20 protein-coding genes are annotated in these 25,497 nt (G+C 39.1%); 15 read left to right on the top strand and 5 right to left on the bottom strand.

Annotation, left to right across the window (positions count from 1 at the left end; all coding sequences use genetic code 11):
- The first annotated feature begins 28 nt into the window (after positions 1-28).
- The 13 genes from JV36_RS0101300 (at position 29) to JV36_RS0101240 (ending at position 16,663) form a co-directional block, all read left to right on the top strand.
- The gene (locus JV36_RS0101300) at positions 29-2,554 is read left to right on the top strand and encodes a hypothetical protein (protein WP_032097156.1); all 2,526 of its coding nucleotides are present in this window, start codon (positions 29-31) and stop codon (positions 2,552-2,554) included.
- A 10-nt stretch (positions 2,555-2,564) separates the two neighbouring features.
- Positions 2,565-3,530: a glycosyltransferase gene (locus JV36_RS0101295; protein WP_052010289.1), complete on the top strand. Its 966-nt coding sequence runs from the start codon at positions 2,565-2,567 to the stop codon at positions 3,528-3,530.
- A gap of 2 nt (positions 3,531-3,532) precedes the next feature.
- Positions 3,533-4,645 carry a glycosyltransferase gene (locus tag JV36_RS0101290; protein WP_032097157.1) on the top strand — a complete coding sequence of 371 codons (1,113 nt, stop codon included), beginning with the start codon at positions 3,533-3,535 and terminating at the stop codon, positions 4,643-4,645.
- A complete protein-coding gene (locus JV36_RS0101285) occupies positions 4,638-5,663 on the top strand; it encodes a polysaccharide deacetylase family protein (RefSeq protein WP_052010290.1) in 1,026 nt (341 codons plus the stop codon). Before JV36_RS0101290 ends, JV36_RS0101285 begins: the two co-directional genes overlap by 8 nt.
- Positions 5,656-6,741: a GNAT family N-acetyltransferase gene (locus tag JV36_RS0101280; RefSeq protein ID WP_052010291.1), complete on the top strand. Its 1,086-nt coding sequence runs from the start codon at positions 5,656-5,658 to the stop codon at positions 6,739-6,741. Before JV36_RS0101285 ends, JV36_RS0101280 begins: the two co-directional genes overlap by 8 nt.
- 12 nt (positions 6,742-6,753) lie before the next feature.
- Positions 6,754-8,634 (top strand): asparagine synthase (glutamine-hydrolyzing), encoded by a 1,881-nt coding sequence (gene asnB, locus JV36_RS0101275; protein ID WP_032097158.1) that lies wholly within the window; start codon positions 6,754-6,756, stop codon positions 8,632-8,634.
- A complete protein-coding gene (locus tag JV36_RS0101270) occupies positions 8,624-9,682 on the top strand; it encodes an acyltransferase family protein (RefSeq protein WP_081926488.1) in 1,059 nt (352 codons plus the stop codon). The genes asnB and JV36_RS0101270 overlap by 11 nt, the downstream gene beginning before the upstream one ends.
- Positions 9,679-10,785, top strand: a complete 1,107-nt coding sequence (locus tag JV36_RS0101265) for a glycosyltransferase (protein WP_152561594.1) — start codon at positions 9,679-9,681, stop codon at positions 10,783-10,785. Before JV36_RS0101270 ends, JV36_RS0101265 begins: the two co-directional genes overlap by 4 nt.
- Complete coding sequence (locus JV36_RS0101260; RefSeq protein WP_032097159.1) at positions 10,779-12,119, top strand: O-antigen ligase family protein; 1,341 nt, start codon at positions 10,779-10,781, stop codon at positions 12,117-12,119. The genes JV36_RS0101265 and JV36_RS0101260 overlap by 7 nt, the downstream gene beginning before the upstream one ends.
- Before the next feature lie 106 nt (positions 12,120-12,225).
- Positions 12,226-13,227 carry a glycosyltransferase family 4 protein gene (locus tag JV36_RS0101255; protein ID WP_032139761.1) on the top strand — a complete coding sequence of 334 codons (1,002 nt, stop codon included), beginning with the start codon at positions 12,226-12,228 and terminating at the stop codon, positions 13,225-13,227.
- A complete protein-coding gene (locus JV36_RS0101250; protein ID WP_032097161.1) occupies positions 13,220-14,323 on the top strand; it encodes a glycosyltransferase family 4 protein in 1,104 nt (367 codons plus the stop codon). The genes JV36_RS0101255 and JV36_RS0101250 overlap by 8 nt, the downstream gene beginning before the upstream one ends.
- Positions 14,324-14,511: 188 nt before the next feature.
- The gene (locus JV36_RS19185) at positions 14,512-15,459 is read left to right on the top strand and encodes a glycosyltransferase family 2 protein (RefSeq protein WP_081926481.1); all 948 of its coding nucleotides are present in this window, start codon (positions 14,512-14,514) and stop codon (positions 15,457-15,459) included.
- Positions 15,460-15,499: 40 nt separating this feature from the next.
- Positions 15,500-16,663: a glycosyltransferase gene (locus JV36_RS0101240; protein ID WP_032097162.1), complete on the top strand. Its 1,164-nt coding sequence runs from the start codon at positions 15,500-15,502 to the stop codon at positions 16,661-16,663.
- Here the strand turns inward: JV36_RS0101240 and JV36_RS0101235 are convergent.
- From JV36_RS0101235 to JV36_RS0101215, 5 genes are all read right to left on the bottom strand, one after another.
- A complete protein-coding gene (locus tag JV36_RS0101235; RefSeq protein ID WP_032097163.1) occupies positions 16,660-17,739 on the bottom strand; it encodes an acyltransferase family protein in 1,080 nt (359 codons plus the stop codon). The two genes, JV36_RS0101240 and JV36_RS0101235, sit on opposite strands and share 4 nt — an antisense overlap.
- A 126-nt stretch (positions 17,740-17,865) precedes the next feature.
- Positions 17,866-18,459 (bottom strand): sulfotransferase family 2 domain-containing protein, encoded by a 594-nt coding sequence (locus tag JV36_RS0101230; RefSeq protein WP_032097164.1) that lies wholly within the window; start codon positions 18,457-18,459, stop codon positions 17,866-17,868.
- Entirely contained in the window at positions 18,446-19,753 is a 1,308-nt protein-coding gene (locus JV36_RS0101225) for a glycosyltransferase (protein ID WP_032097165.1), read from the bottom strand. The genes JV36_RS0101230 and JV36_RS0101225 overlap by 14 nt, the downstream gene beginning before the upstream one ends.
- 16 nt (positions 19,754-19,769) lie before the next feature.
- The gene (locus JV36_RS0101220) at positions 19,770-21,191 is read right to left on the bottom strand and encodes an oligosaccharide flippase family protein (protein ID WP_032097166.1); all 1,422 of its coding nucleotides are present in this window, start codon (positions 21,189-21,191) and stop codon (positions 19,770-19,772) included.
- Positions 21,178-21,975: a transglutaminase-like domain-containing protein gene (locus JV36_RS0101215; RefSeq protein ID WP_052010293.1), complete on the bottom strand. Its 798-nt coding sequence runs from the start codon at positions 21,973-21,975 to the stop codon at positions 21,178-21,180. The genes JV36_RS0101220 and JV36_RS0101215 overlap by 14 nt, the downstream gene beginning before the upstream one ends.
- Positions 21,976-22,067: 92 nt before the next feature.
- Here JV36_RS0101215 and JV36_RS0101210 point away from each other — a divergent pair, with 92 nt between their 5' ends.
- Both JV36_RS0101210 and JV36_RS0101205 read left to right on the top strand, forming a co-directional pair.
- Entirely contained in the window at positions 22,068-23,060 is a 993-nt protein-coding gene (locus JV36_RS0101210; RefSeq protein WP_052010294.1) for a right-handed parallel beta-helix repeat-containing protein, read from the top strand.
- A gap of 49 nt (positions 23,061-23,109) precedes the next feature.
- Complete coding sequence (locus JV36_RS0101205; protein WP_032097167.1) at positions 23,110-25,497, top strand: VanZ family protein; 2,388 nt, start codon at positions 23,110-23,112, stop codon at positions 25,495-25,497.

The raw sequence follows: 25,497 nt of genomic DNA, 5'->3' as shown, positions 1-25,497 counted from the left end.
CTATCACGGAAGAAATATAAGTAGCCCAATGCAGCATATAGTTTTTAGCTTACGTAACGCGAGTTCGCACACTCAACGCGGCTCATTCTGTGTTGGAGTGCCTTGCCCTGAAGGTAAGTTTTCGGTTTCAGAACCACTCGAATTAATTGATGAAAATGGCGAATATGTAAGGGCTTCACTGGAAGTTCGGCATGTGTGGCACAACGGCTCAATAAAGTGGCTATACATCACGGGTATAACGTCTATACCGTCAAATGAAACCATAAATTACTCGCTAAAACTGGCTAAAGTCACTCAGCCTACTTACATTAATCCCGTTAAGCCAAGAGACTCGAAGGGCCTAATAGACATCACGCTATCAAACGGCAAGATGGTTACGGTAAATCGTAACCATCCAGCTTATTTAAACTTCAATGATGAACTAACAGCGTCGTTAACTCATTACACCGAAAATAAATACACCGCCCTGCCCTTTTTGCATATTGATGAGTTTAGTTATGAAGTGTTACGAAGCCATTGCCATGATGTTGCATTAAGAATTAAGCACAAAGCGCAGCTTGAAGTACAGAACAAAGCGCTGGATATTGAATATCAAAGCACAATTTTTTTAGCTAATGGTGACGTGTTAAGCGACATAACCATAACAAATCCAGCGGCATCACTTCACCCGAATGGTCAGTGGGATTTGGGCGACCCTTCATCTATCTATATAAGTGAGTTGTCACTATCTGTAAGTAAACAAGCTAATACAATAAATATCAACGATGAAAAGGTACTTGAGGCTCTTGCTGATAACATCAACATTCATCAGGCCTCTAGCGGAAAGGCACATTGGCAAAGCCCTGTGCACGTTAATGCAGCAGACCAAGTAAACTTAGCCCATAAAGGCGTTAAAGTTTATCGCAATGGTGAACTGGAATACGAGGGGGATCAATGCCAACCGCTTGCCACATTTGAATTAGATGACAACTCAAATTTTGTGCTTGAAGCCAAAGAGTTTTGGCAGCACTTTCCTTCAGCAATGACCACAACAAAAGATAGTACGCTTGTGAGTTTACTCGGTGCTAAAGGTAGCGAACCACAAGAGTTACAACCGGGAGAGCAGATAACCCGCAGTGTAACTTTTTCGGCAGGCCCACTTACCACCTTCGAAGTAACACTGTGCAAAGACTGGGTTCAGCACAGCTCATGCCTTCCCTTTACACCCTTTAGTGTCCCTCAACAGCTGCAGCAACTTGTGGAAAAAGGAATAAAAGGCGACAACTCATTTTTTCACAAGCGTGACAGTATTGATGAATTTGGGTGGCGGCATTTTGGCGAATTATATGCCGATCATGAAAAGGCGTTGGCTCCAGACGCCACTTACTTTGTCTCTCATTACAACAATCAGTATGACCCGCTTTGCGGCATGCTATATCAATGGACGGTGAGTGGCGATCAGCGCTGGAAGGAGTTAGCAGATAACTTGGCAAAACATGTTGCCAATATTGATGTTTATCACACTTCCCTTGATAAGCCTGAGTATTCTGGGGGGCTTTTTTGGCATACCGATCACTATGTACCTGCACATACTGCAGGCCATAGAACGTATTCAAAAAACCAACCGACAGGTGTATACGAAGACCATGCAGGCGGTGGTGGCCCTGGCGGACAGCATTGTTATACCAACGGCCTGCTGCACCACTACTTGTTAACCGGAAGCAGCACCTCCAAAAACGCTTTGCTAGAAATTTGTAACTGGATAGAGAGTTACTACGAAGGTGATGGCACACTCTTAAATGCATTATTGTTGCTAAAAAATGCAGGAACAGAAGGCCTTAAAAACGTTAAAACAGGTCATTACCCATTAGACAGAGGAACGGGTAATTATCTGCAGGCTTTAATGGATAGATATGCTTTATTAAGCGAAACAGAAGATTTAAAAAAGTGTGCACATATCATCCAGCACACGGTGTCGCCAATAGATGAAATTAGTGAGAGAAATTTAGACAATGTTGAAGCAACATGGTTTTACACCGTTTTCTTTCAGGCAGTTTGCAGGTTTATTCAACTTAAAGAACTGCACCAGCAAAATGATTACGACTATGCCTATGCAGTTAAAGCACTATCTCATTATGTAACCTGGATGGTTAACAACGAATATGTGTATTTAGAAAAGCCTGACATTTTAGAATTTCCGAATGAAACATGGACAGGTCAAGATTTACGAAAGCTTTGTTTACTCGCTTTTGCGAAAGCCTACCTACCAAACCTAGTGAGCGAAATAGAAAACAAAAAACACGAATTACAAACCAAGATTATTGATAGGCTTACTAGCACTGAAGAAAGTGAAACTACACGCCTGCTGTGTTTAATGATGCAAAACATGAATTTTGAATCTTTCGAGGAAGTACCTCGCCCCATGTTGATAAGCAACAGCATTAAGATAGAACAACACTCAGAGAGTCTTAGGAAGTTTCTGTTTACTTCAATTCGTAACTTTTCCCTTAGTAAAGAACGCACCCAAGCAGTAAAGCGCTTTGTGCAACTTCAACAATGGTTAGGAAAACCGTGAGAGAGCTAAAATGACCACATTAATTAGCTTTATAATCCCTCACAAAGGTAGAGAGAAGATGCTTATCGACACCCTCGATAGTATAAAGCATCAAACCCTGCCAGCAGATAAATTTGAAGTGGTTCTTGTTAGCCAAAATACCAATGTATCGCCTAGGCTCAAAGAGTTTGAGCAGTTCTTTTCTTTAAATATCATTTACAACGATGATGCAAAAAGTATTTCGCATTCTAGAAACCTAGGCGCGGAAAAAGCGACAGGGACTTATTTTGCATTTCTCGATGCTGATGTCAGTCTTGCAAGTGACTATGCGTTGGTAATGCTTCAAAAACTACAGCAATCATCTTTACTTGCCTTAGTTGCTGCAATGCAAATTAACTCTGAAAATGCGCCTCCGCTAGAGCGAATAAGAACCGCGCTTAGCAATGCTGAATTAGATACCACCGTAAGCTTTTTGCCTGGTAGAAATCTGTTTTTGCACAAAAACACCTTTGCAAAAGTAAATGGCTTTCCAGAACACCTTTTAACCTGCGAAGATTATTATTTTACTGGCCAGGTTAACGAACATGGTGGCCTTTACTACACCTCTGAGACTCATTATGTGCACTTAGGGGAAGACAAAGCCTTCGGCCCCATGTTTAAAAAAGAAATTTGGCGTGGACAATCAAATATAGCGTCAACCAGTGGCAGGCCGATACCGCTTCGTGAGCTACCCAGCTTTATAGTTCCTTTTGCCGTTACCTTAGGCATTATAATTTTATTGCTTTGCCTACTGTATTCACAAACCAACTTCGCTATTATATTCAGCATAATCGCAGGAGCACCTCTTTTGGCATATACATTTAGGCTTAAAAAGTTGGTAGGCAACACAGTATCGTTTTTTAATTGCCTACGCTTTTACCTTGTATACTTTCCAGCAAGAGCCATAGGAACACTATTAGGAGCACGCGGCGCGGTAACCACCAGCTCGCATAAATAATAATGAAAATATTGCAGTTTATTTGTTCTACAGGTTTTTATGGCGCAGAGCGCTGGGTATTGGCATTGTCTAAACACATGCCTAGCAATGTGACTAGCGAGCTGGCAGTAACGTTAGAACCAGGCACGGAAGATTTAGAACTCGTTAAGCAATTTAGTTCCATCGGTAAAACCCATCACGTTCCTATGCATGGCCGGTTCGATTTAGGTGCAGTCAAAAAACTCGCTGCACTTATAAAAGACAACAACATCGATATTATTCATACCCATGGTTACAAATCGGATATTTTAGGGGTGATGGCGGCTAAAAAAGCAGGCATTCCCTGCGTAGTGACGCCTCATGGTTTTGAAAATGCAGCAGACTTTAAGCTTCGCCTATTTATTTGGGCCGGATGTCAGGCAATGCGCTTTGCAGATAAAGTAGTGCCACTTTCCAAGCAGTTAATGGCTGATGTAAAGCAATTCAATATAGCCGAAAATAAATTAGCTTATATTCAAAATGGCGTAGATTTATCAGAAGTTGAAGCCGTGAGAGTAACCAAGCAAGCAAAGCCGGAAAACAATAAAAAGGTTATAGGTTTTGTGGGCCAAATGATAAGCCGCAAAAACATTACCGCCATACTAGACTGCTTTGATGCACTCTATAAAAAGCGAAATGATATAGAGCTAGTATTCCTTGGAGATGGTGAAGATAGGCCAAAGCTAGAGTCTTATGCAAAGGAGCTTCACAGCGAGAGTGCAATATCGTTTTTAGGTTTTAGAAACGATAGACTCGAGCAACTTCGCGATTTTGATATGTTTGTAATGACGTCCACACTTGAAGGCATTCCGCGTTGTTTAATGGAGGCCTGCGCCATGGAAATCCCTGTGTCAGCTTATGACATCGCTGGTATTGACCAACTTATTACTCACAAAGAAAGCGGGTTACTCACGCCGCTTCACGATACCCAGCAACTTCAAAAAGACTGGGAAACGTTACTAGACGATACTCATTACGCTCAGCAGCTAGCGCAAAACGCCCGCATATTTGTGCAAGAAAATTTCTCAGCACAGCGGATGGCTGATGAATACCACGAATTGTTCTCTACTATGCTAAACGAGCAGCAAAATGGGTAAACCAAACGTACTGTTTGTACTCACCATAGACACTGAAGAAGAATGGCAGTGGGACAGTGAATTTCCTCAGCATGATTGTTCAGTAAAAAATGTTGAGAAGCTTCCTGCTTTTCAAGACTTTTGCCAATCATTAGGCATTAGGCCAACCTACTTTGTTGACTATGCAGTTGCTAACAATGACGACGGTAGCCGTATTCTTCGAGAATTTGTAAACTCGAAGCAGGCAGAGGTTGGTGCGCATTTGCACCCATGGTGTAACCCGCCCTACTTTGGTAAAACAACAGAAGCGGAATCCCATGTTATTAATTTGCCTGAAGAACAAGTTGTACAAAAACTGGATGAACTGAACCGTGTTATCAATGAAAAAATAGGGGTTACGCCACGCTCATTTAGAAGTGGTCGTTGGGGTATGAAAGGTAAAACGCTTGAACTGCTTGCATCGCGCGGAATTACTGTAGATAGCAGCGTGTACCCGTTTTACGAAAACCCATTCTTTCACTGCAAAGGCGCACCTAATACTCCATACTACCCTAGCTTTGACAACGCCCTTCAACCGGGCAGCCAGCGGAATATAATGGAAATCCCCGTTACTGCAGGTTTTAATGTAATGAACGATAGTCGGGCCGATAAAATACACTCAACACTATCTAAACCACCATTTTCAGCGTTTAAAATGGTTGGAATGCTTTGGCACACCAAAATTCTTAAGAAAATTTACCTCAGTCCAGAAATGACTGACGCGAAAAGTATGATTGAGCTGTGTGACTCCTCTCTTAAAAAAGAACACCCTGTTATTCATATGTATCTTCATAGTTCTAGTTTAATTGACGGGGCTACTGGATTACTGACTGCCGACAACGCTTTTTCACTCATTTGCGCTCGAATAGCAAAGGTTCTTGAACATTTAGAAAGTCACGCTAATGTGTCTTTCTGTACAATCTCAGAAGCCGAAACTCTGTTATCTAATAAAAATGATGTAGTTCAACCTTACTCATTTAAAGAGGCTAGCTATGAGTAAAGGTGATACGCAACAAAACAATGAAATCATTATAGAGCGGGCGTCCGCAATAGATGCTATCTCGTGGGATAGATACGTTAATTCTCACGGCTTCGCGTCAGCCTACCACCGCTTTGCTTGGTTGCAAGCAGTTAAAGACGCTTATGGCCACGAAAGCTTTGGCATCATAGCTAAAAATAAAGAGACTCAGTGCATCGTAGGCGTAATGCCCTCAGTGCTTATGAAAACGCCTTTCTTAGGCACACAGCTTTGCGCCCTTCCCTACTGTGATGTGGGCTATGCTATTGGTGACAACGCTGAAATTGAAGAACAGTTGCGGCAGTACCTAGTGCAACAAGTCACTACAGCGAATATTACGCGGTTAGAAATACGAAATATTAATAGCGCAGCTCAACAGCCTGAATCACTTAAACACCAAAAAGTGCGAATGCTTATGCCTCTACCTGAAAGTAGTGAAGCACTATTGGCAGGTTTTAAATCTAAGCTTCGCAGCCAAATTCGCAAAGCTGAAAAGAACGGTCTGACTACAGCTCTTGGAACTGAACAAAAATTCATTGACGAATTTTACAACGTTTATGCTACGAACATGCGAGATTTAGGCTCTCCTGTACACGCTAAAAAGTGGTTTCAACAGGTAATTAAAGCATACGGCAGCAACAGCGTTATTGGTGTAGTTTACTTCGACGGCAAAGCAATTGGTGCAGGGTTAGTTATCAAAAATAACACTAATGCCTCTATTCCGTGGGCCTCAACACTCAGGGAATACAACAAACTTGCACCTAATATGCTTTTGTATTGGTCGTTATTAGCTCATTGTGCTGATAACAGTATCGAATGTTTTGATTTTGGACGCTCTACCTTTGAAGAGGGTACTTACAAATTTAAAAAGCAATGGGGTGCTGAGCCGCAATTGCTTAACTGGCAAAAGTACAATTCAGCAGGTAGACCGATTACAGAAGAAATTGATTCGTCGCAACAGAGTAAACTGCGTTCAATGGTAGAAAGCATATGGCAAAAGCTACCGCTTAGTATAACCGTTTCAGCAGGGTCGTTAATTCGGCCTTACATTTCATTATAGGGATCGTAACGTATGTGCGGCATTGCAGGGTTTAGCCTGTTTAATTATCAGGAAGGTGGAAATGCTTCATTAGAAGCGATGCACAAAGCCATCGTGCACAGAGGCCCCGACGCAAGCGGTATATATTTAGATGAACATATTGGATTATGTCATCGTCGACTCAGTATTTTAGATTTATCGGAAGCGGGCAATCAGCCCATGTATTCTGCCAACAATAATTTAGTTATTGTATTTAACGGTGAAATTTATAACTTTTTAGAACTAAGAGCAGAGCTTGAGCAACAAGGTGTTTCTTTCAAAAGCCATACCGACACTGAAGTAATATTAGAACTTTACGCGCGAGAAGGTGTTAAATGCCTTGAAAAGCTAAATGGTATGTTTGCTTTTGCTCTTTGGGACAAAACAAAGCAAGAGCTTTTTGTGGCCCGCGATAGGTTGGGCAAGAAGCCCCTGTACTATTTCTCTGATAACGGTCGCTTTGCCTTTGCTTCAGAAATTAAAGCGATACTAGCACTTGAAAATATTCCCAGAGAAATTCGAATAGACGCCGTACGTGACTTTTTTGCTTACCAATATGTTCCTGACCCAAAAAGTATTTTTAAGCACATTCACAAACTTCCCCCCGCTCACTATTTAATATTGAACAAAGATGGCTTTACTATTCATGAATACTGGGACTTAAGCTTCAAAAATACTTCTAAAAATAATGAAGCAGACAATAAGCTGCAGCTAAAAGCATTGCTCGAAAAAGTCACAAAACAGCGAATGATTAGTGATGTTCCACTGGGCGCATTTTTAAGCGGTGGTGTGGATAGTTCGGGCGTGGTTGCCATGATGGCACAAGCCAGCGACTCACCAGTGAAAACGTGTACCATTGGCTTCGACAATAAAGAATTCAATGAAGCGGACTTCGCACGGGAAATAGCGGAAAAATACCATACCGAGCACCATGAATTTACGGTTCATCAAAATGTAGCGGAACAGCTAGAGCATATAGTAAGTTTTTTTGACGAACCATTTGCCGACCCATCTCTTGTACCTACTTTTTTCGTATCGGAACTAGCCAGAAAAGCAGTAACCGTGGCCTTAGCCGGTGACGGGGGTGATGAAATGTTCGCGGGCTATGAAAAGTACACAACGGACGAAATTGAAAACAAACTTAGGAATAAGTTTCCAGAGCCTATTCGCAAATCTTTATTTCCTAAATTGGCTGATTTAGCAGGTAAAGTACCAGGAACTGTTGGAAAAAAAGCAAAATCTTTGCTCACTAGTTTATCACACGATGCCGCAATGGGTTTTTATATAACCAATAGTATGATGACCGATGAAATGTGGAGCAATTTGGTTAAGCCAGAAATAGCCAAGCAGCTAGGTTCCTATCATCCTAGTGCATACACCATTGATATGTATAACAAAGCAGACGGACCAGATCATTTAAGCAAAATACTGTATACCGACATCAAAACATACATGACGGGCGATATATTGGTGAAGGTAGACAGAATGAGCATGGCTAACTCTTTAGAAGTACGAGCCCCAATTCTCGACTATCAAGTTGCAGAATTTGCCGCTACCCTTCCCTCGTCACAAAAATACCGTGATGGAGAAAAGAAGTATTTGCTTAAAGAAGTATTTAAGTCCTTTATTCCCGATTCTTTGCTGTACAGAAAAAAGATGGGGTTTAGCACGCCGTTAGATGAATGGTTTAGGGGAGAGTTGAAAACACTTTCAAAATCCAGAATCATCCAAACTCAACATGGTTTAAAAGACGTATTTAGAACAGAAATGATAGAAAACATTTGGCAAGAACATCAATCTCGCCAGCAAGACCATGGCATTGTGTTATGGAGCATGCTGATGTACCAAATGTGGTATGAACGTTATGCAGCGTAATTTTTCACTAGATTGCTTCAGAGCCCTCGCCATTATGCTAGTTTTTACTGGTCACAGTATTTTGGCTGCTGGCTCTCCTATCATGCTTGCACCACTTCAACTTGGAGGGACTGGCGTAGACCTCTTTTTTGTGCTTTCTGGATGGCTTATCGGTAATCAACTGTTACTTGAAAAGAAACAGTTTGGCAATATACAAGTTCCACGTTTTTGGGTGCGGCGATGGATGCGAACCATGCCTGCATACTATGCTGTTTTGACATTAACTATTTTGCAGCTATACCTCACGAAAGATAGTTTTTCATTCCCCTTCGCTCACATTTTTTTCTTGCAAAATTACGTAGGCGACTTAAGCGTTTTCTATGTAAGCTGGTCTTTATCAGTCGAAGAACAGTTTTATCTTTTTATTGCTCCATTATTTGTAGTAACTCTTAAACTACCTACACGGTATCAAATATTTGTTTTACTTATATTATTGGTCTGTCCAACATTCTTTAGATATCTAGATTTTTACACTTCACTTAATGAAACTCACGTGCGCCTCGATTGCTGTGCTATGGGTGTACTTCTTGCTTACATGAAGCACCATAAAGAAAGCATCTGGAATTTATTTCAAAGTAAAGCCAATTTACTTTTCATTGTTTCTATTCCCGCTTATCTTTTTTTCTACATCGCAAGATATAACCCAGAATTAGAAATCAGTGACCCAAGTAAACTGCTGCTTGCGTTAATATTCGGGGTATGGATTCTATGGGGCGACCAAACAAACTATTCATCCGATGGTATATTCACAAAAATTGTGATGCATATATCAACGCGTTCATATGCTATGTATTTGTTGCACGTAGATTCACTCGCTTTATTACGAATGTTAGGTTTAAATGAAAACTTCGCGGCCTTCTTTATATTAGCCCTAATGCTTACCATCTTGGCATCAGAGTTCCTTTACAGGCTAATAGAACTGCCTTTCATGAAATCACGGAGCAAGTTTTGGTTTTCAGAATCTCGCAATACAGCGACTTCAGTAAAAAGGAATTCGACACCAATATGATTAAAGTATTGCATGTGACTTACGATATGCGTATCGGCGGAACAGAAATGGTAATCAAAAATATTATTGAGGGTAACTCAACTGATGATATAGATATGTCAATCTTCTGTATTGAAGAGCCCTTGGGCCCATGGGGTAAGGCAATGAACGCAAGTGGTGTACAAGTGACCTGCGAGGCAAGAAAGCCCGGAGTGGACATAAAGTTGATAAAAGCATTGCGAAAACATATTAAAACAAACAACATTAACGTTGTTCATTGCCACCAGTATACGCCATGGGTCTATGGCACCTTAGCGACATTATTTACAAAGGCGAAAATAATATTCACTGAACACGGCCGGTTTTATCCGGATTCTACATCGTGGAAAAGAAAATTAGTAAACCCAATTCTAAGAAAGCTGACTTCGCGTGTTACTGCGATAGCCGACGCTACAAGAAATGCATTGAGCCAATTTGAATATATTCCCAAAAGGCAGATATCGCTTATTTACAATGGCATAGCACCACTGAGTGTTTCGAAGCAAGAGGTGAAGTCGCTGAGAAAACGTTTGGACGTTCCGCCTAACACACTTATTTTTGGCTCTGTGGCTAGGTTCGATCCCATAAAAAATCACAGCTTAATGCTTCAAGCGTTCAAGCAAGTATTAGAAAAAAGTACTGACGCAAAATTATTGCTTATTGGTGATGGGCCAGAAAGAAAAAATATAGAGGCTACGATCCAGACGCTTGAATTAGAAGGTTCGGTTATTTTAACAGGCTATATAGCACAACCGGCCGCTTACATTGCTGTTATGGACGTATTCCTACTATCATCCCTTAGTGAAGGCACTTCTATGACACTTTTGGAAGCAATGAGTTTGGGCAAAGCTTGTATCGTGACTAATGCTGGCGGAAATGGTGAGATTATAAAACATAACTGTAACGGCATAGTAGTACCAAATAACGACTGCAAAAGCTTCGCTCAAGCGCTTATCAAAGTAGCGGAAGATCGACACTATCTCGATGAGCTCGGCTTAGCTGGCGCACTGCGTTTTGAAAGTTTATTCGAACGATCAATAATGGTCGGAGAATATAAAAAACTATATCGCAGGATCTTATGCTAAACGTCTTATTGTTTTTTTTAACATACGCAGGAGGAATTACTCAAGGGTTTAGAATTGCTCCAATTTTTTTGCTTGTTACTTACCAAGCCATTTATTTTTTTAACCCGCCTGGGCGATGGTGGTTCAGCCTTGTTCCGAATTTGAGTTACTCTTTTTATACTGTCGCGCTCATGGGTGTGCTCTACTTAATGAATAAGAAGAGCCTAGACGACCGAAGTAACTTTTTTGGCTCCGTGCCTATGAGGTGTTTGGTGATACTTGTCTCACTTTATTATCTTGCATCCTTTTATGCCGTATCTCCAATAACACATTCTGTATATTTAGAAGCTTATTGGAAAATGGCTCTTACCATGTTTTTTGCTTTTAAATTTATAAACTCTATAAAGTTTCTTGATTACAGTATCATCGCTTATGTTTACGGAGCATGGTATCTGAGTTTCGTAGCCTATCAAACTGGTCGAAATAGTGGTAATCGAGTGGAAGGTATTGGTACGGTGGACACTCCAGACTCAAATGGAGTCGCATCAGCACTAGTTCCTGCCATGGTTTTTTCAGTTTATTACATTTGGGTGTGCAAAGGCTGGAGAAAGCTTCCCTTCTTAATTGCTGCCGCTTTCATCGCAAATGCGCTCGTGCTCATAAATAGTAGAGGTGCTTTTCTTGGTGCCTTCGTCGGACTACTTATTTTTATGGGTCATTTATTTTTCACCTCAGTTAAGCAAAAAGCCCAAAAAGCAAAAGTTATAGCTATCGGTATGATTGGTCTTGTTGCTGCAATAAGTGTGATGGATGACTCGTTTAAAGAAAGAATTTTTTCGATTGCTGAGGAAAGTGAAGTGTCAACCGAAAAAGAAACAGGTGCAACTAGAACAATATTTTGGAAAGCCGCAGTAGAAATGTCTTTCGACTATCCATTTGGACAAGGGGGAAAAGGCTTTAATTATCATGCTCCAGATTACATACCTGCTGATGTGGTTATAAATTCAACTGGAGATATGTCAAGGGCAGCAAGAAAGAAAACTGTTCACTCAACATGGTTTGAAGTTCTTACAGAAGTAGGCTATCCAGGATTAATTACCTTTCTTACCATGCTTTATTATTCTTTCAAATACACTTCTCGTGCAAAAGAGAAGTTACGAAAAATAGGAAAAAGGGTAACAGAGCACTATTACAAGATATTAGCTATAGAATGTGCGTTAATAAGCTTTATGGTTTCCATGTCCTTCATAAACCGCATGAGAGCCGAGGTACTCCAGTGGTGTATCCTTTTTTGTGCGTGTTCCTATAAACTTTATGTATTGAGAAAAAATGAACATATTAATTCTGACTCATAGTGGAAGTCTCCGGAGCACTACGTGCGTAATTGACGCTATAGTCTCTGAGAGCAGAAAGAATCAATATTTTGTTGGATGTTCAGAGGCTGGCGAATGGATTGATGGTTTGGAAGCAAAACATAGTCACGTTGTAACATTTAAAACAAAATTTAACATACCTGACCTACTAGCACCTATCACATTTCTAAGAGACCTAGTTCAATGGGTTAAGTTTATAAAAGAAAAAAAGGTAGACGTCATTCATGTAAATGAGCATGAAATCTATCCTTCCATTAGATATGCAGCGTTTATTTCCAGAACACCCGTAGTAGCAGGCATAAGGTTCAGAATAAATGAAAAGTTTGCGCATTGGTTATTTGGTGGAATATGTAAAATAGACAGAGCGCTATTTACAAGTCAAGACCAATACAAGCACTGTATTGAAGGCTTTCCAGCCTATTTGAAAGGGAGTCGCTCAACAGTAATAGGAAATGGCCGAAACTACAAAAAGATGATTGCGAGTATAAGAAGTGACAATAGCGCGAAGTTTATCGGAAAACTAAATATATCTAGTAACCCGCTTTTAATTGGAACAGCAAGTTCAATTCGGCCGCGCAAACGTTTAGAAGATTTCATCAACATTATAGAAGCACTTATAAAAAATGGTAATAACGTAATAGGACTAATTGCCGGAGGTGGAAAATACGCAGATTCTGATTATGAAAATATGCTTAAAGTCGATATCATCAATAAACAGCTAACAAAGTCTTGTCTCATGCTTGGAAACCTTGATGACCTCTCGCCATTTTACTCAAATCTTGATTTTTTTGTGAGCACAAGCGAATTAGAGACATTTGGAATGAGTGTGAGTGAAGCAATGGCTTTTGGCGTGCCTAGCATTGGCTATGAAGGTGGTTCAGTTCAAGAAGTAATTGGCAATAAAGATTTTATCGTAACGAATGGCAAATGGAATGAAATCGTCGCTATAATTGAAAACCTGATAAAACAACCTGATAAATATAGTGCAGCTAGTAAGCAACAAAAAGAGCGAATCCTAAATAATTTTGATGCCCCGGCGCTAGCAGCTAAAGTCGAGGCGATTTATGAGGATATTTTCCCTAATGGCTGATTGCATGAGAGTAGCTTTTATCGCACTAGCCCCCTTCATAGGTGGCTCTGAACGTTCTTTACAATGTATTCTCCTCGAAGCTGCTAAAAGTTCTCGTATTGAGCCATATCTAGTTTGCCCACCAAATTCCCCAATGTTTTTATGGGCAACAACAAACGGTATCAAAACGACACCAGTAGAATTAGACTTGGCACTACATTCGTCGTTGCAAAAAGCTAGAACAATGCTGAGAATCATTTGGATCTTATTCTTGTACAAAATCGATGTAGTACACAGTAACCAAATATGGAGCTACCCAATATGTGCCTTACCAGCGAAACTGCTTAAGAAAAAGCTGGTATGCCATTTGAGAGATCCAATTGCCAATGATGTAAGTTGGTGGTTTAAAATAAAACCAGACGCTGTGATCGCCGTTAGCCAATATATCAATAATTCGCTTAAGGGCTTATATACCGAGCATTCAGAAATATTAATTAAAGTAATGATCAACCCTGTAACGAGTCAAAACATTAGTAAAAAACGCGAGCTTACTACAAACCAAAAGCACACAATAGTCTTCGGTTTTATAGGTCAAATAGCACCTGTAAAAGGCGTAATCGAAACACTTGAGATAATGTCTAAAGTAACAGATCTTGATTGGACTTTTTTAGTTGCGGGCGAAGATAATTCTTTAGACGGAAACTATCTGAGTTCGTGCAAGAAAAAAGCAAAACAACTGGGTATAGCCAACAGAGTCCATTTTCTTGGTTTTTTAGATAACACTTCTGAATTCTACGCAGTTATAGATTGCATTTTAATGTTCTCTAAACAAGAACCTCTGGGCCGCGTTCCTTTGGAAGCGGGTATGCATGATGTACCAAGCATCGTTAGCAATGTAGGAGGGCTACCCGAAGTAGTTATTGATAAGGAATCCGGCTACGTTTGCGACACAAATAACGTCGACTTTATTGTCAACATATTAAACAACCTCACTAAAAAGAAGTTAATAGTAATGGGTAAAAGAGCTAAAAGCTTTGCAGTTGAAAATGCCACCAGTGAAAAATATGTGCTAGACCTTATAAATTTCTACAAGGAAATCAATAAAGCAGCTAAGTAAGCTAAAATTGGTTCACTTTTAAGAATCCTTCCAATATCCTAAAGCAGCGAGAACCGAATCACACTCTCTTTATGATGGATGTAATGGTTAAAGCGGATTAATAGTTAAAGAATTTTCATCTAATTGAAGTTTCAACTATTGCAGTAGCAGACACAAAATACGGTTTTACTCATGAGGATCACGGAAAAATGGTGACCATAATAATGCCATGCTACAACAGATCAGAATTTATAATAAAAGCACTTACCAATATTCAAAATCAAACTTATAAAGAAATAGAAGTAATAATCGTTGATGACGGCAGTAATGACAATACTGAACAACTTATAGAAAAATGGCGAGAAACAGAAAAAGCATTCGAAATTAGATACTTTTATCAAAAAAATCAAGGGGCAGCGGCAGCAAGACAAAATGGCTTGGCGCATGCTAGCGGTGAGATTGTTGCATTTTTTGATAGTGATGACTTATGGCAGCCCGACTATCTATTGAGTCTTCGAAAGGCATTAATCGACTTTAATTTAGATTGGGTATATTGTGCAGTTGAAAGGCGCTTGCTTGAAGATGACTCTCTAATTTCAGCTTCTAGTTTTGAAAAAAAAGGCTTCAGGGGGGCCGCAACTCGGTTGGAAGATGGGCTTTTTCAACTAAACGTCAACAATGCGATAGAGGAATCAATTTCAAATGGGATTCACATGGGCTTCCAAAATACTCTTTTTAGACGAGAAATTTTTGACAAAATTGGTATTCCAAATTTCCGTATTGGTGAAGATAGATTAATGGCATTGTGCCTTCTGAAAAGTAAATTCCAAGGTGGCTTTCTGGAAAAAGTATTAGTGAGCGTCTATGAACACCGAGATAACACAACAAGTTCCGGCACATCTAACTACAATAAAATTAAGTTTACTTATGTAAACTTAATTAAAAGCTATCAAAATTATTCTAACTATGTAGCACTTAGCGCTGAGGAAGAGAAGCTTTTAAATAAGAAGATAGCTGGTTATTATTTTTGGCTCTTAGGCTACAATGCCCCCTCTCGAGTTGAAAAAATCTCTTTCATGATAAAAGGACTTTGGATGCAGCCATCTTCGCTTCCTATGTGGAAAACATTTCTAGCAACCATGTTTTATATAAAATAAGTTAATATTAGATATCAATAATTAAAAAAGTGAGCATAGTTTGGCGCCTAAGATCTTATTTATTTCATTTTTTTCAAAGATGAGAGGAGGAGCTGAGCTCCATACCATTCAACTTGCTTCAGCCTTGTCCCTTCGTGGATATCAGGTTACCTTAATATGCCAAATCGACGATGAAGAGATTGAAATCTATAAAAAAAGAAATATAGACCTTTCAAAAGTTACGTTCAAAAGAAAACGAACGAACTCTAAATCCCCCAAAATAAGAACATTAGTTTTCGAATTTCTTAGATATCGGCCCAATATAGTTCTTATTCCAAAGGGAGGTATCGGAAGTGGATCACTGATTATTGAAATTTTGTCAAAACTAATAAGAATCCCACTAATTGCAATAGAACACAGCACTCCAATAACTCTTCCGGCGCCAAAAAATTTTAAGGGAATAATTATCCCAACACCATTTATGCTCAAGCTATGGTTCAAGTTTTCAATACGATCATGGTTTACTTCAAAAAATATCTGTGTGAGCTACACACAAGCTGAAATCCTAATAAAGTCCTGGAAATTTAATCCAAATAAAATAGAGGTCATTCATAATTTTGTTGACCAAAAGCTTTTTTACTCTGATTGTAATCGGAGGTCTCAAGCGAGAAAATTGTGTAAAATCCCGCAATCTTCATTTGTATACGGGATGATAACTCGGTTAGAGCCTGTAAAACAGGTCGAGATTGCTATAAAAAAATTCAATCAACAAGATTGTACCAATAGCTACCTGATCATTTTTGGTGAAGGTTCAGAGAAAAAGAGACTAGAAGGCTTGCTTAAAGAGAAAAACAGTATGGAGCGGATTAAACTTTTCGATTTTACGTCCACACCATGGGATATTTATCCTTGCTTTGACTACTTTTTAATTACAAGTAAGACTGAGGGACTCCCGCTTTCGTTGTTAGAAGCAATGGCGAGCGGATGTATTCCAATAAGCGCGGATGTAGGTGGAATCAAAGAAGTTATTGTCAATAATAACAACGGCTTTTTGTATCAGAGTAATGACATGAATGAGTTAGGTCACATAATCTACAAGCTTTCAAAAATGGAACCAGAAAAAGTGCAGTGTTTGAAGAAAGAAGCCAACAAAACAACCTCTCGATTTGCTTTGGAGAACATCATGGGAAGGTATGAACAACTAATAAAACAATTATTACACTAATTTAGTTCACTAACTGACTTAGTTACACGAGTGGGGCTTCTTCCACCGGTTAGCAAATTGAATACTAGCGGTATGAAATACGATATTATTAAAGCAGCAGAGTAACAGACTGTAATTCCCAAAGGGACAAGTATATAGAACATAACTTCCTTCGCTATAACTGCCCCAAGAATGCCCTTGAGCGAAATTACGGGGTGCATGTGAAATATGTAAACGAAAAATGAGAAACCAGCTAAAAACTGAACAGCGGTAATCATTCGAACTTTCCAACCAAGATGAATCAATGCAATTATTCCGAATATTATAGATGCTTTGTACAGTAATAATGACATACCAGAATAGTCTTCTCGGTACCAAATATTGATTGTAGGGTCAATGAAAATTCTTGATAGAATTAATCCAATCCAGATGATATGAAGATATAGGAGCATTTCATACCTTTCAGACGCTAATTTAACCAATTGACTTCTGTATTGACAAAGAAATCCCCCCAACCAAAAATAAAAAAGAGTCTCGATACTCAACAAGTACCAACCGTAGAACTTAGGTGTTACCTGAATTTCAAAAAGCCAAGATAAGAAGAGAATAATACCTAAAAGTGCTTTGAAAAACTTATTGTTGAAGAACAATATAGGAATGAATAACGTTAGAAAAATTAAGTCCCGTAAAAACCAAAATTGAATAGAAAAGGGTTTGAATAACCAACGGGAGACATAGTAGCTTAAGTTGAAGTTATCAGTATTTGTAATAAAAAAAAAGTAGTACACGCAAATGACTAAAGAGCATAACATATATGGTACAAGTAATGACTTTATCTTACTTTTAAGTAGCAGTAAAAAACTAGCACGCTTGATATAGCTTGAGTATGCGAAGAAGCCCGCCAAGATTGCAAATAACGGGACAGCACTTCTCGCAATGCCATCAACGATAAATTCTTGAATATAAAAGTTAACTCTTGAGAAAAATTCAGTATCAGATGAAAAAGATGAGTGCTCACTGTAGTGAATCGAAACAACCAGAATGGTCGCAATAACATTGCTTGCATAAAGAGTTTTGCTTAGTTCTTTGGATATCAAAATTTACCTCTCCAGTCTTACGATATTACACCATAATGTAAACTTTTAAAGTTTTTCAGGACCCCCATAATATTCCCAACCACAAGAGGCAAACAATACTTAATTCAAATAACGATTTAAATTAAGTCAGAGTTCGTAGCCAAGTAACTTAAAGTCATCGCGATATATATCAGCGATTTTCCTTCTGAGCTGCTTACTTAGAAGGAAACCTTTCTTTACTGATTTATTTGCATGAGGAAGTGTATTACCTAATCGTATATTTGCGTTGCAATTAACCTTTTTAATCCCTTTCTCGAGATCCTCAAACCTACAAATATGATCAACTAATAATCTGCCACTTCTCGAATATAAAAATTCTACTTGAGGACGCAAATGCCCTTGGTTGATGTGATCTGGAATTTGACAAACAAAATCATCAATTGAAAAACCTTGAAGTTTTTCATCCCAAGAGATACGCCACCTGAATTCTGAAACAACTCTATCATAAGGATTTCGCGCTATTGAAAACTTATAATAAGTTTTGAAGCGAACTGGGGCTAGTAGAGCCACTTTTCGCGCTGTGAGGTGTTGAAGTTCTCGCCCAAACATATACTTTATACTGAACTTATTAGGGTTACCATATGCCTTTTCTAATTCAGGGCAATATAGATTATTAATAGAAGTTCCCGCACATTTAGGAATATGAATGAATATCAATCTATGTTGATCATAAATCGGCACAGGTCTTCCTTATGAATTGTGAAAGATTTCTCCTGTCTTCATTAAATGAATTAGCGTCTAAATACAAATAATTCATTCCTGATAATTCGTTTGTCTTTACCGCCAATTCATAGCCGCAAGCGAGTTCATCATTCAGAACACTATTAGCGATTGCAGTTTCTATAATACGCGTTGCCATGATTGCGTTCCTAGTTTCCATAACATAATCGCGAGGTGAAAGTGAGCTTAGTTTTCTTTTCAAACCTTGAATCACCATCGGTAAATTCTTTTCATTTGCATAAGCGCCTGTCTTTTCGTTTATAAAGTCATATTTAGCCCCGTAGTTGTGCCCTTCACGTAGGATGACTGGTATGTCACAAAACATCCCCTCTATGATAGCCCTGTTGTTACCCTCGAACTTTGACCAAAGTACGTTGATTTTTGATTGGGATTGAATTTTTGCCACTTTTTCTCTAGGTACGCTCTCAAAGAAGCAAATATTCGATTCAATGCCAATACTGCGGGCAGCAGACTTTATATCCTCAATAGTTAGGTCGACTGGATAACCCACAAGGGCGATACGAAACTTTGGATTCGCGTCACAACACGGTTTAATTGCCTTAAAAAAGGCCTTGTGGCGTTTGAACTCAGCCCATGCAGCAACCATGACGACATCATAAATTTTATCGGATTTTTGCGGTACGAATGCCTCATGATTGATAAACCAAGATGGTCCAATATTTATGGGCACTAAATTTGTGCCAGATTTTTCGATTAATTCATAATCTCTTCGCTCGTATGCTTGAACGAAAACAGGTGTGTCCAATGAGGTGTAAAAGAAAATGGAAAGCTCGCACAACCCAGCCCAACTAGGTTCTAAAATGATGTGGTACCGTTCACTGATGGCTCTTACATCAAAGAACCTTGCAAAGAGCGCAAAATATATACTGTAGTTTATTATAAGAGCTCCTTTTCTACCTCCTCTAGGACTTGCCAATATAGTGATAATTTTTCCTACCATGTGGTCAGGATGTGAGTAAAATCGTTTCGTGTTATTTTCTGGCTGTAAGGAGTTGATTTCTTCAAGAGCAATGGATACGCCCAACTGCTTATTTTTAATAAAATAATAATCAACAGTTTTTAATGCTAGTATATCACTACCTTTCCAGCCAAAGCGAAAGATGGAGCCTGCTAGTTTATAGGCAATGCGGTGTTTACCAAGCAACTTTAGAAAAAAAATAACAATGGATATTGCGAACACAAGCGGATGTTTGTAGCTATTACCGTCATACTTTATTACTTCAATAATTTTCAAGAAGGTACTCTCCGTTCTAACGTTTACCTAAAAGTTGAAATAAGCGAGAAATTATCTCATGCTTAAAGCCAAACAATAGTGATAAATAACCACAGCCAATAACAGCCATCTCTGTGATAAGAGAATACGAAAAGTCCTGCTTAACAAATACAGAGCTAACAGCATAAGTCAGCAGTGTGAAAAAAATTAATATTGCAAGGTTTTTTTTCAACTCAATTAACAGCTTGCCTAGGAGCCTATCAAAATATCTATAAAGTATCCATATTCGCAAAAGCAAGGCAAAGGCGTTGGCTATAACGATACCAATCACTATCGCTTTCCAGGTCCAAACTAAGACAAAAAAACCGGCCAGCACACAAGTAACAATTAAATAAAACAGTTGAACGTAGGATAATAAGCGCTCTCTTTTACTAACAATCATCAATTGCTCAAAATACGAAAAGAAGAAATTCAAAATTAGAGCTACTGAGATAAATGGAAGGAGCTCTCCAGCAACTTTCCACTCTTGCCCAAAAACAAGATCCACTACCTGCTCACCATAGAACACAAGAAAAATTAGAGGAGGAATCAACACTACTTGCGTTAGTTTGTTTGCGATAATAAAAGCTGAACCTAGCCCGTCTTCTTTATGTTCTCTTGAAAAATAAGGGTTCACAACGGGTCCAACAAAATCTGATACCGCTTGAGCGGTGAAGTTAGGAATTCCATTTGCTCGTGAGTAAAAAGCGGCACTATTTGTGTTTGACAAATAACCAAGACATATTTCAGGAAATTGCATTGCAATACGTCTCATCATGGATGCTAACGAGATAACCCCCCCAGTTTTAAAAACCTGTTTAATACCTTTAACTGAATAACTAAACGTCACAAAACTTGGCTTAAATATAAAAGACATAACGGCTGTGACTATTGCGGCAGCAAGAATGCCCAGCGGCAAACTAATATAGCCAACACCATTTATCGCGAGTAAAACCGGAATACCCTGCTGTACTGCAATTTCAGTCACCCGCATTGTCTCAATTTTTACAAAACTGAACTCTCTCGACAGCAGCGCCGTTGTTACGGAATATGCGGGTATGAGAAAAAAAGAGAGTGCTACCACAATAAGGCTATTTTGAACTCTGAAGTCACCAAATATATTTGAAATAAAAGGCGACATCACAATGAGCAGTATCGCTATTGTTCCAGAGGTGATGGTGAGAACGGTGAATGCTTTGGTTACTGTAGATTGGCTGAGCTCCTTTTCTCGAATGAGCAATGAGGCAACTCCCATATTTTTAAGCTCGGATAAAACCAGAACAACAGATATAGCAAGAACCTGGACACCAATTTCGTCTGGGCTCAGAATTCTGGAAATTGCGACCATACCGAAAAAAGACATAAAAATTGTCAACGGTTTCGTCATTATTGTTATTCGAAGAAAATTATTTACCCCCATTTCTTCGTCCTATAACAAAAGCTAAGAGCAGACTCAAAACAGGAATTAGCCAGATAGCCACGTAGCTTATCCGTTCGAAGTAGTACTTTTTTGTAACAAAGTGCTTAGCTCCATTCCATTGCTGGTAAGGTGAGTTTAACAGTTGATGGCGGATCATTAACTCGCCATTGTTGTAATATCCTTTGTCGTTATATGCTTTTTCTAGGATGTGCGGCTGCCTCACGATAGAGTCTATATTTTGTTCTATTACTACGCCAAAGTCGGGGTCCAATAAAAAGTCCACTTTGTCAATATTAGCAGTAACCATAACGTGACCAGGGATCGTTATTATCTTATTTGGTATTCCATTTTCGTTTAGAAGCTCAGAAAGGAGCATCGATGCATCACCACACAATCCAATACCTCGTTCTATACTCTTTTCTGGAATAGTAAAGTGATACCGCTCAAATTCGGGGATACCAGAAACAACCCCCATGAGGAAAAGTACATAATTTTCCCATATAGGAACAATTTGGTTAAATTGATGGGGCTCGTAAGCTTCCCAATGAACATGTGCCATTCCATCGGCAATAACATTTGTCAGCCGGATTGCATAAGCTTTGTCAGATTCTGATTTCAACCGAATGGAAGCACTAAAAAACTCTTCTCGAGATAAAGTCAAATCTGCACTGCTAAACCTTAGAACTTCTGGGGTCAGTCCGGCTGGGCGAAGCGTTTGAGTTAACCCAAATAGATTTAAAGCTAAAAGGGAGAACCCGAATAAAAAAAAGAATGATGATATCAAACGCACTTACTTTGCAACTTTTTAACTTTCGTGAACGATGACGCTATACTGCACGAAATAAGCTAAATTGTGAATTAACTTGGAGCAACAACATGTCTTTTCGACTTTTTCTTTCGTTTCTCGGAGCTTCTTTTCCTGCAGTACCTTCTGAAGTGGTCCATGTAAATTCAGCTACGGAGCTATACAACGCAGTAGAGCTAGCGCACCACAACTATGATGTGAGAGAAATTATCTTAGGTCCTGGAATATACCATTTATCAAGACGTATACTTTTCCAAAGAAACAATATTTCTCTAGTAGGAAAAAACGGCCCGCAGCAAACTATTTTAATAGGCAAAGGAATGAAAAAAAGCCGCTATCCTGAAGTGCTAATGGATATCATGGCTAGCCATATAACTATTGGCGGTATAACTCTTAAAAATTCAGGTAACCATCTAATTCAAGTTCGTGCGGAAAATAATGCTGACTTCTTCCGTTTGAGTAACAGTATCCTCCAAGATTCTTACGAACAAATGTTAAAAATCAGCGGGGATAAATCTGCAGGTCATTACTCCGAAAATGGGATAGTGGAGCATTGTGTCTTCGAATATACAGCGGGGATCGGCCCTCAGTTTTATATTGGTGGCATAGACGCACACAGGTCTATTGGTTGGCAAATTCGGAATAATATTTTCAGGAATATAGCTAGTCCGTCAAGTCATATAGCTGAACATGCTATCCACTTTTGGCAAGATAGTGGTGACACTCACGTTATTGGAAACACTATTATAAACAGCGACCGCGGCATTGGCTTTGGCCTAGGAAAATCAGAGCCGCAGCACTATAGCGGTTTGATTGAAGAAAACACGATTGTTCACACGGATATGAGTCACCCGTTTGCAGACGTAGGCATCGCGTTAGAAAGTAGTGAGGGTGCAATCATACAAAATAACACTATATTATTATATTCAGGTTACCCTAATGCGATAGAGTATCGGTTTGCATCTACACAAAATGTGTTAATTCGAAACAATAAGGTCAACAAGCGAATTAAAAAAAGAGACGGCGCTACAGCCCTTTTAAAAGCAAATAGACATATCAATTAGCGCAAAGCTGAACATAGCGCTGCCCATCGGAATAAAGGCACCTTAGTTTATGGAACAAAAACTCAGCTCAAAAGTAAGGCTGAAAGATGATGTTAACAATAAAGATAAAGTGGCTACAAATATTAGATGGAAAGTTACTGTCGTCTTCTTGGGTCTCCTAGCATTTGTAGTGTATGGAAGTCTGGTGCCACTCGAGTTCAAAGACTTATCTCTTTCTGACGCTTTGCTTCAGTTTGTCATCCTAGACAAAACGGATATTGCAATAACTCAAACAAATAGGGCCGATTGGTTTACGAACTTTTTGCTTATGATGCCTGCCCTCTACTCAGCGATGTTACTACAGAGTCATAGGCAACTTGGCTTAAGCTCGTTAGCGTATGCAACTGGCGTTATGAGCTCGCTTTTAATTGTGTCTTTCGGAATTGAATTTACTCAGTTGTTTATTGAACAACGAGTAAGCTCTTTTAGAGATATCTATACTCAAGGCTTGGGAATGCTTTTAGCTCTGGGTTTATTTTACAGTACTCGTAAAAAAGCACACAGCACTTTAATACAGCTTTCTTCCTCCTCGCAATTTGATAAGTGGGAAATTTACGGAATTTCACTTTTAGGTATACTTTTCATCTACAGCCTAATGCCTTTTGACCTAACGTTAAGCTTCACAGAGCTATTTAAAAAATGGGCTAGTGGTAAAATATCCCTCATCCCTTTTTATAACAAAACACTTACTCCACTACAGTTAATTATTAATAGTCTGATAGACATTGTTATTTGGGTCACTGTCACCTTTTGCTTTATCAAATCAAAAAAATACAGCGCTTCTTACCTTGTTGCTTTTTTATTCGGCACTGCACTTACAATCGAAGTCGCTCAACTCCCAGTGTTAAGCCGTTATAGCGATGTAACTGATATTATCTCGGCTTTAATCGGCGTTTTTATTGCCCTGAGGCTATTTTCCCGCAAAGAGGTTTATTCTGAGGCGCTTGCCAACAACAGCAAAGTATTGGTAGTACTAATTACAGTATTGTATTTTGCCGGACTTCTCTTCTTCTATACTTTGCCCTTCGAACTCATCACTAAGAATGAGTTTGCTGCTAAATGGGGCAGTTTCTATTCATTTCCCTTTTTGGCGTATTGGCAAGACTCTCCTTTTAATGCAGTTACGCAATTAGTAAGGAAAGTATTGCTTTTTATTCCTCTGGGCATCCTACTGCGTTTGTTCCAATCCGAAAACTCTGCAAAAGAAGACGATGAACCAAAGTCGCAGACTTTCCTAAGCCCTAAAGCTGCAAATGCGTTCATTTCGTTTCTATTCATAATAATGATAATTTCACTGGAACTTGTGCAGCTTCCGATTGTAAATAAAGTAGCATCAATATCAGATACCTTACTTAACCTACTGGGTTTTTTTGTCGGTAAGCATGTATTTCGTTTTCACTCTCAAGATGACGATAATAGCCAGAATAAACAAGCAGTAGAGAGTAGGTCAAAAAGGATTATTCATTGGAAGTGGGGTTACATATTGTGCATAACCTCAAGTTTTATACTTTGTATGCTGTTACTAAACCTCGACGCCACCCCGTATAATGTGAAAGAGTTGTTTGATAAATTTTCTACAACAATTTCTGCGCTGCTAGTCTCGATAATGTTAGCAAGCATAATTTTTTACCCTGTATTGTTTGCAAATAGTTGCTTAAGGGAACAGCACCTAAAGTTTACTCGTTTAATAAAGTACATACTCATACTCGCGGCTTTAATTACCGCATCAAGTCTCATAATTTTTCCAAACGAAGCTATACATGACGTTGTAGGCTTTCCCAAATGGGAAGCCATACCACAATGGATAGAGTCATCCTACAGGCTGATTGGCCTTATACTGCCTTTTACATTTCTTTATCTTTTTGTCACTAGCGTGAACCTACTGGAAGGCAGGGTTAAAAAAGATTTTAAGCTATATCTCAAGGTAATTTCCCTGTTCACTTTGGTCATACTGCCGTTTTCATTTACTGTAGTAATTGTTCAGGCGGGAACAGACAATCTGACTGAGTTACTGGATGGTGGAGGATATAGCTTTGGAATGATCGGTGTTGTTGCTTATATTTATTTACTTCTTTATTTAGCATCAAGTTACCGCACACTACTATCTTCTACCTTTTCAAAAAAGGTAATTACCTATGCAGTTATTGTAGGTCTTTCGGCGCCAGTTTCTTATTGGCTGATTCAATTGGCTCTCGTTGGCTATATTTTCAAATATGAAACCCTTTTTACCCCACTACAGTTTTTTCTCAGCCCGGACCGTAATAATTTATACTCTGTGGAATCCACAAAATACATCTTCTTTGGGCTTCATTATGTTGTTCTCGTACTATTGGCAATATGCTTTTACATCCAAGGTTATTTTTTGAGAACGAAAGCAATTTTTGAAAATGGCGCTTAG

Source organism: Alteromonas sp. LOR (assembly GCF_000753865.1).
In the GTDB taxonomy this organism is placed as follows: domain Bacteria; phylum Pseudomonadota; class Gammaproteobacteria; order Enterobacterales; family Alteromonadaceae; genus Alteromonas.
The sequence above is the reverse complement of the archived record's forward strand: the minus strand, read 5'-3'. Positions and strand labels throughout refer to the sequence as shown.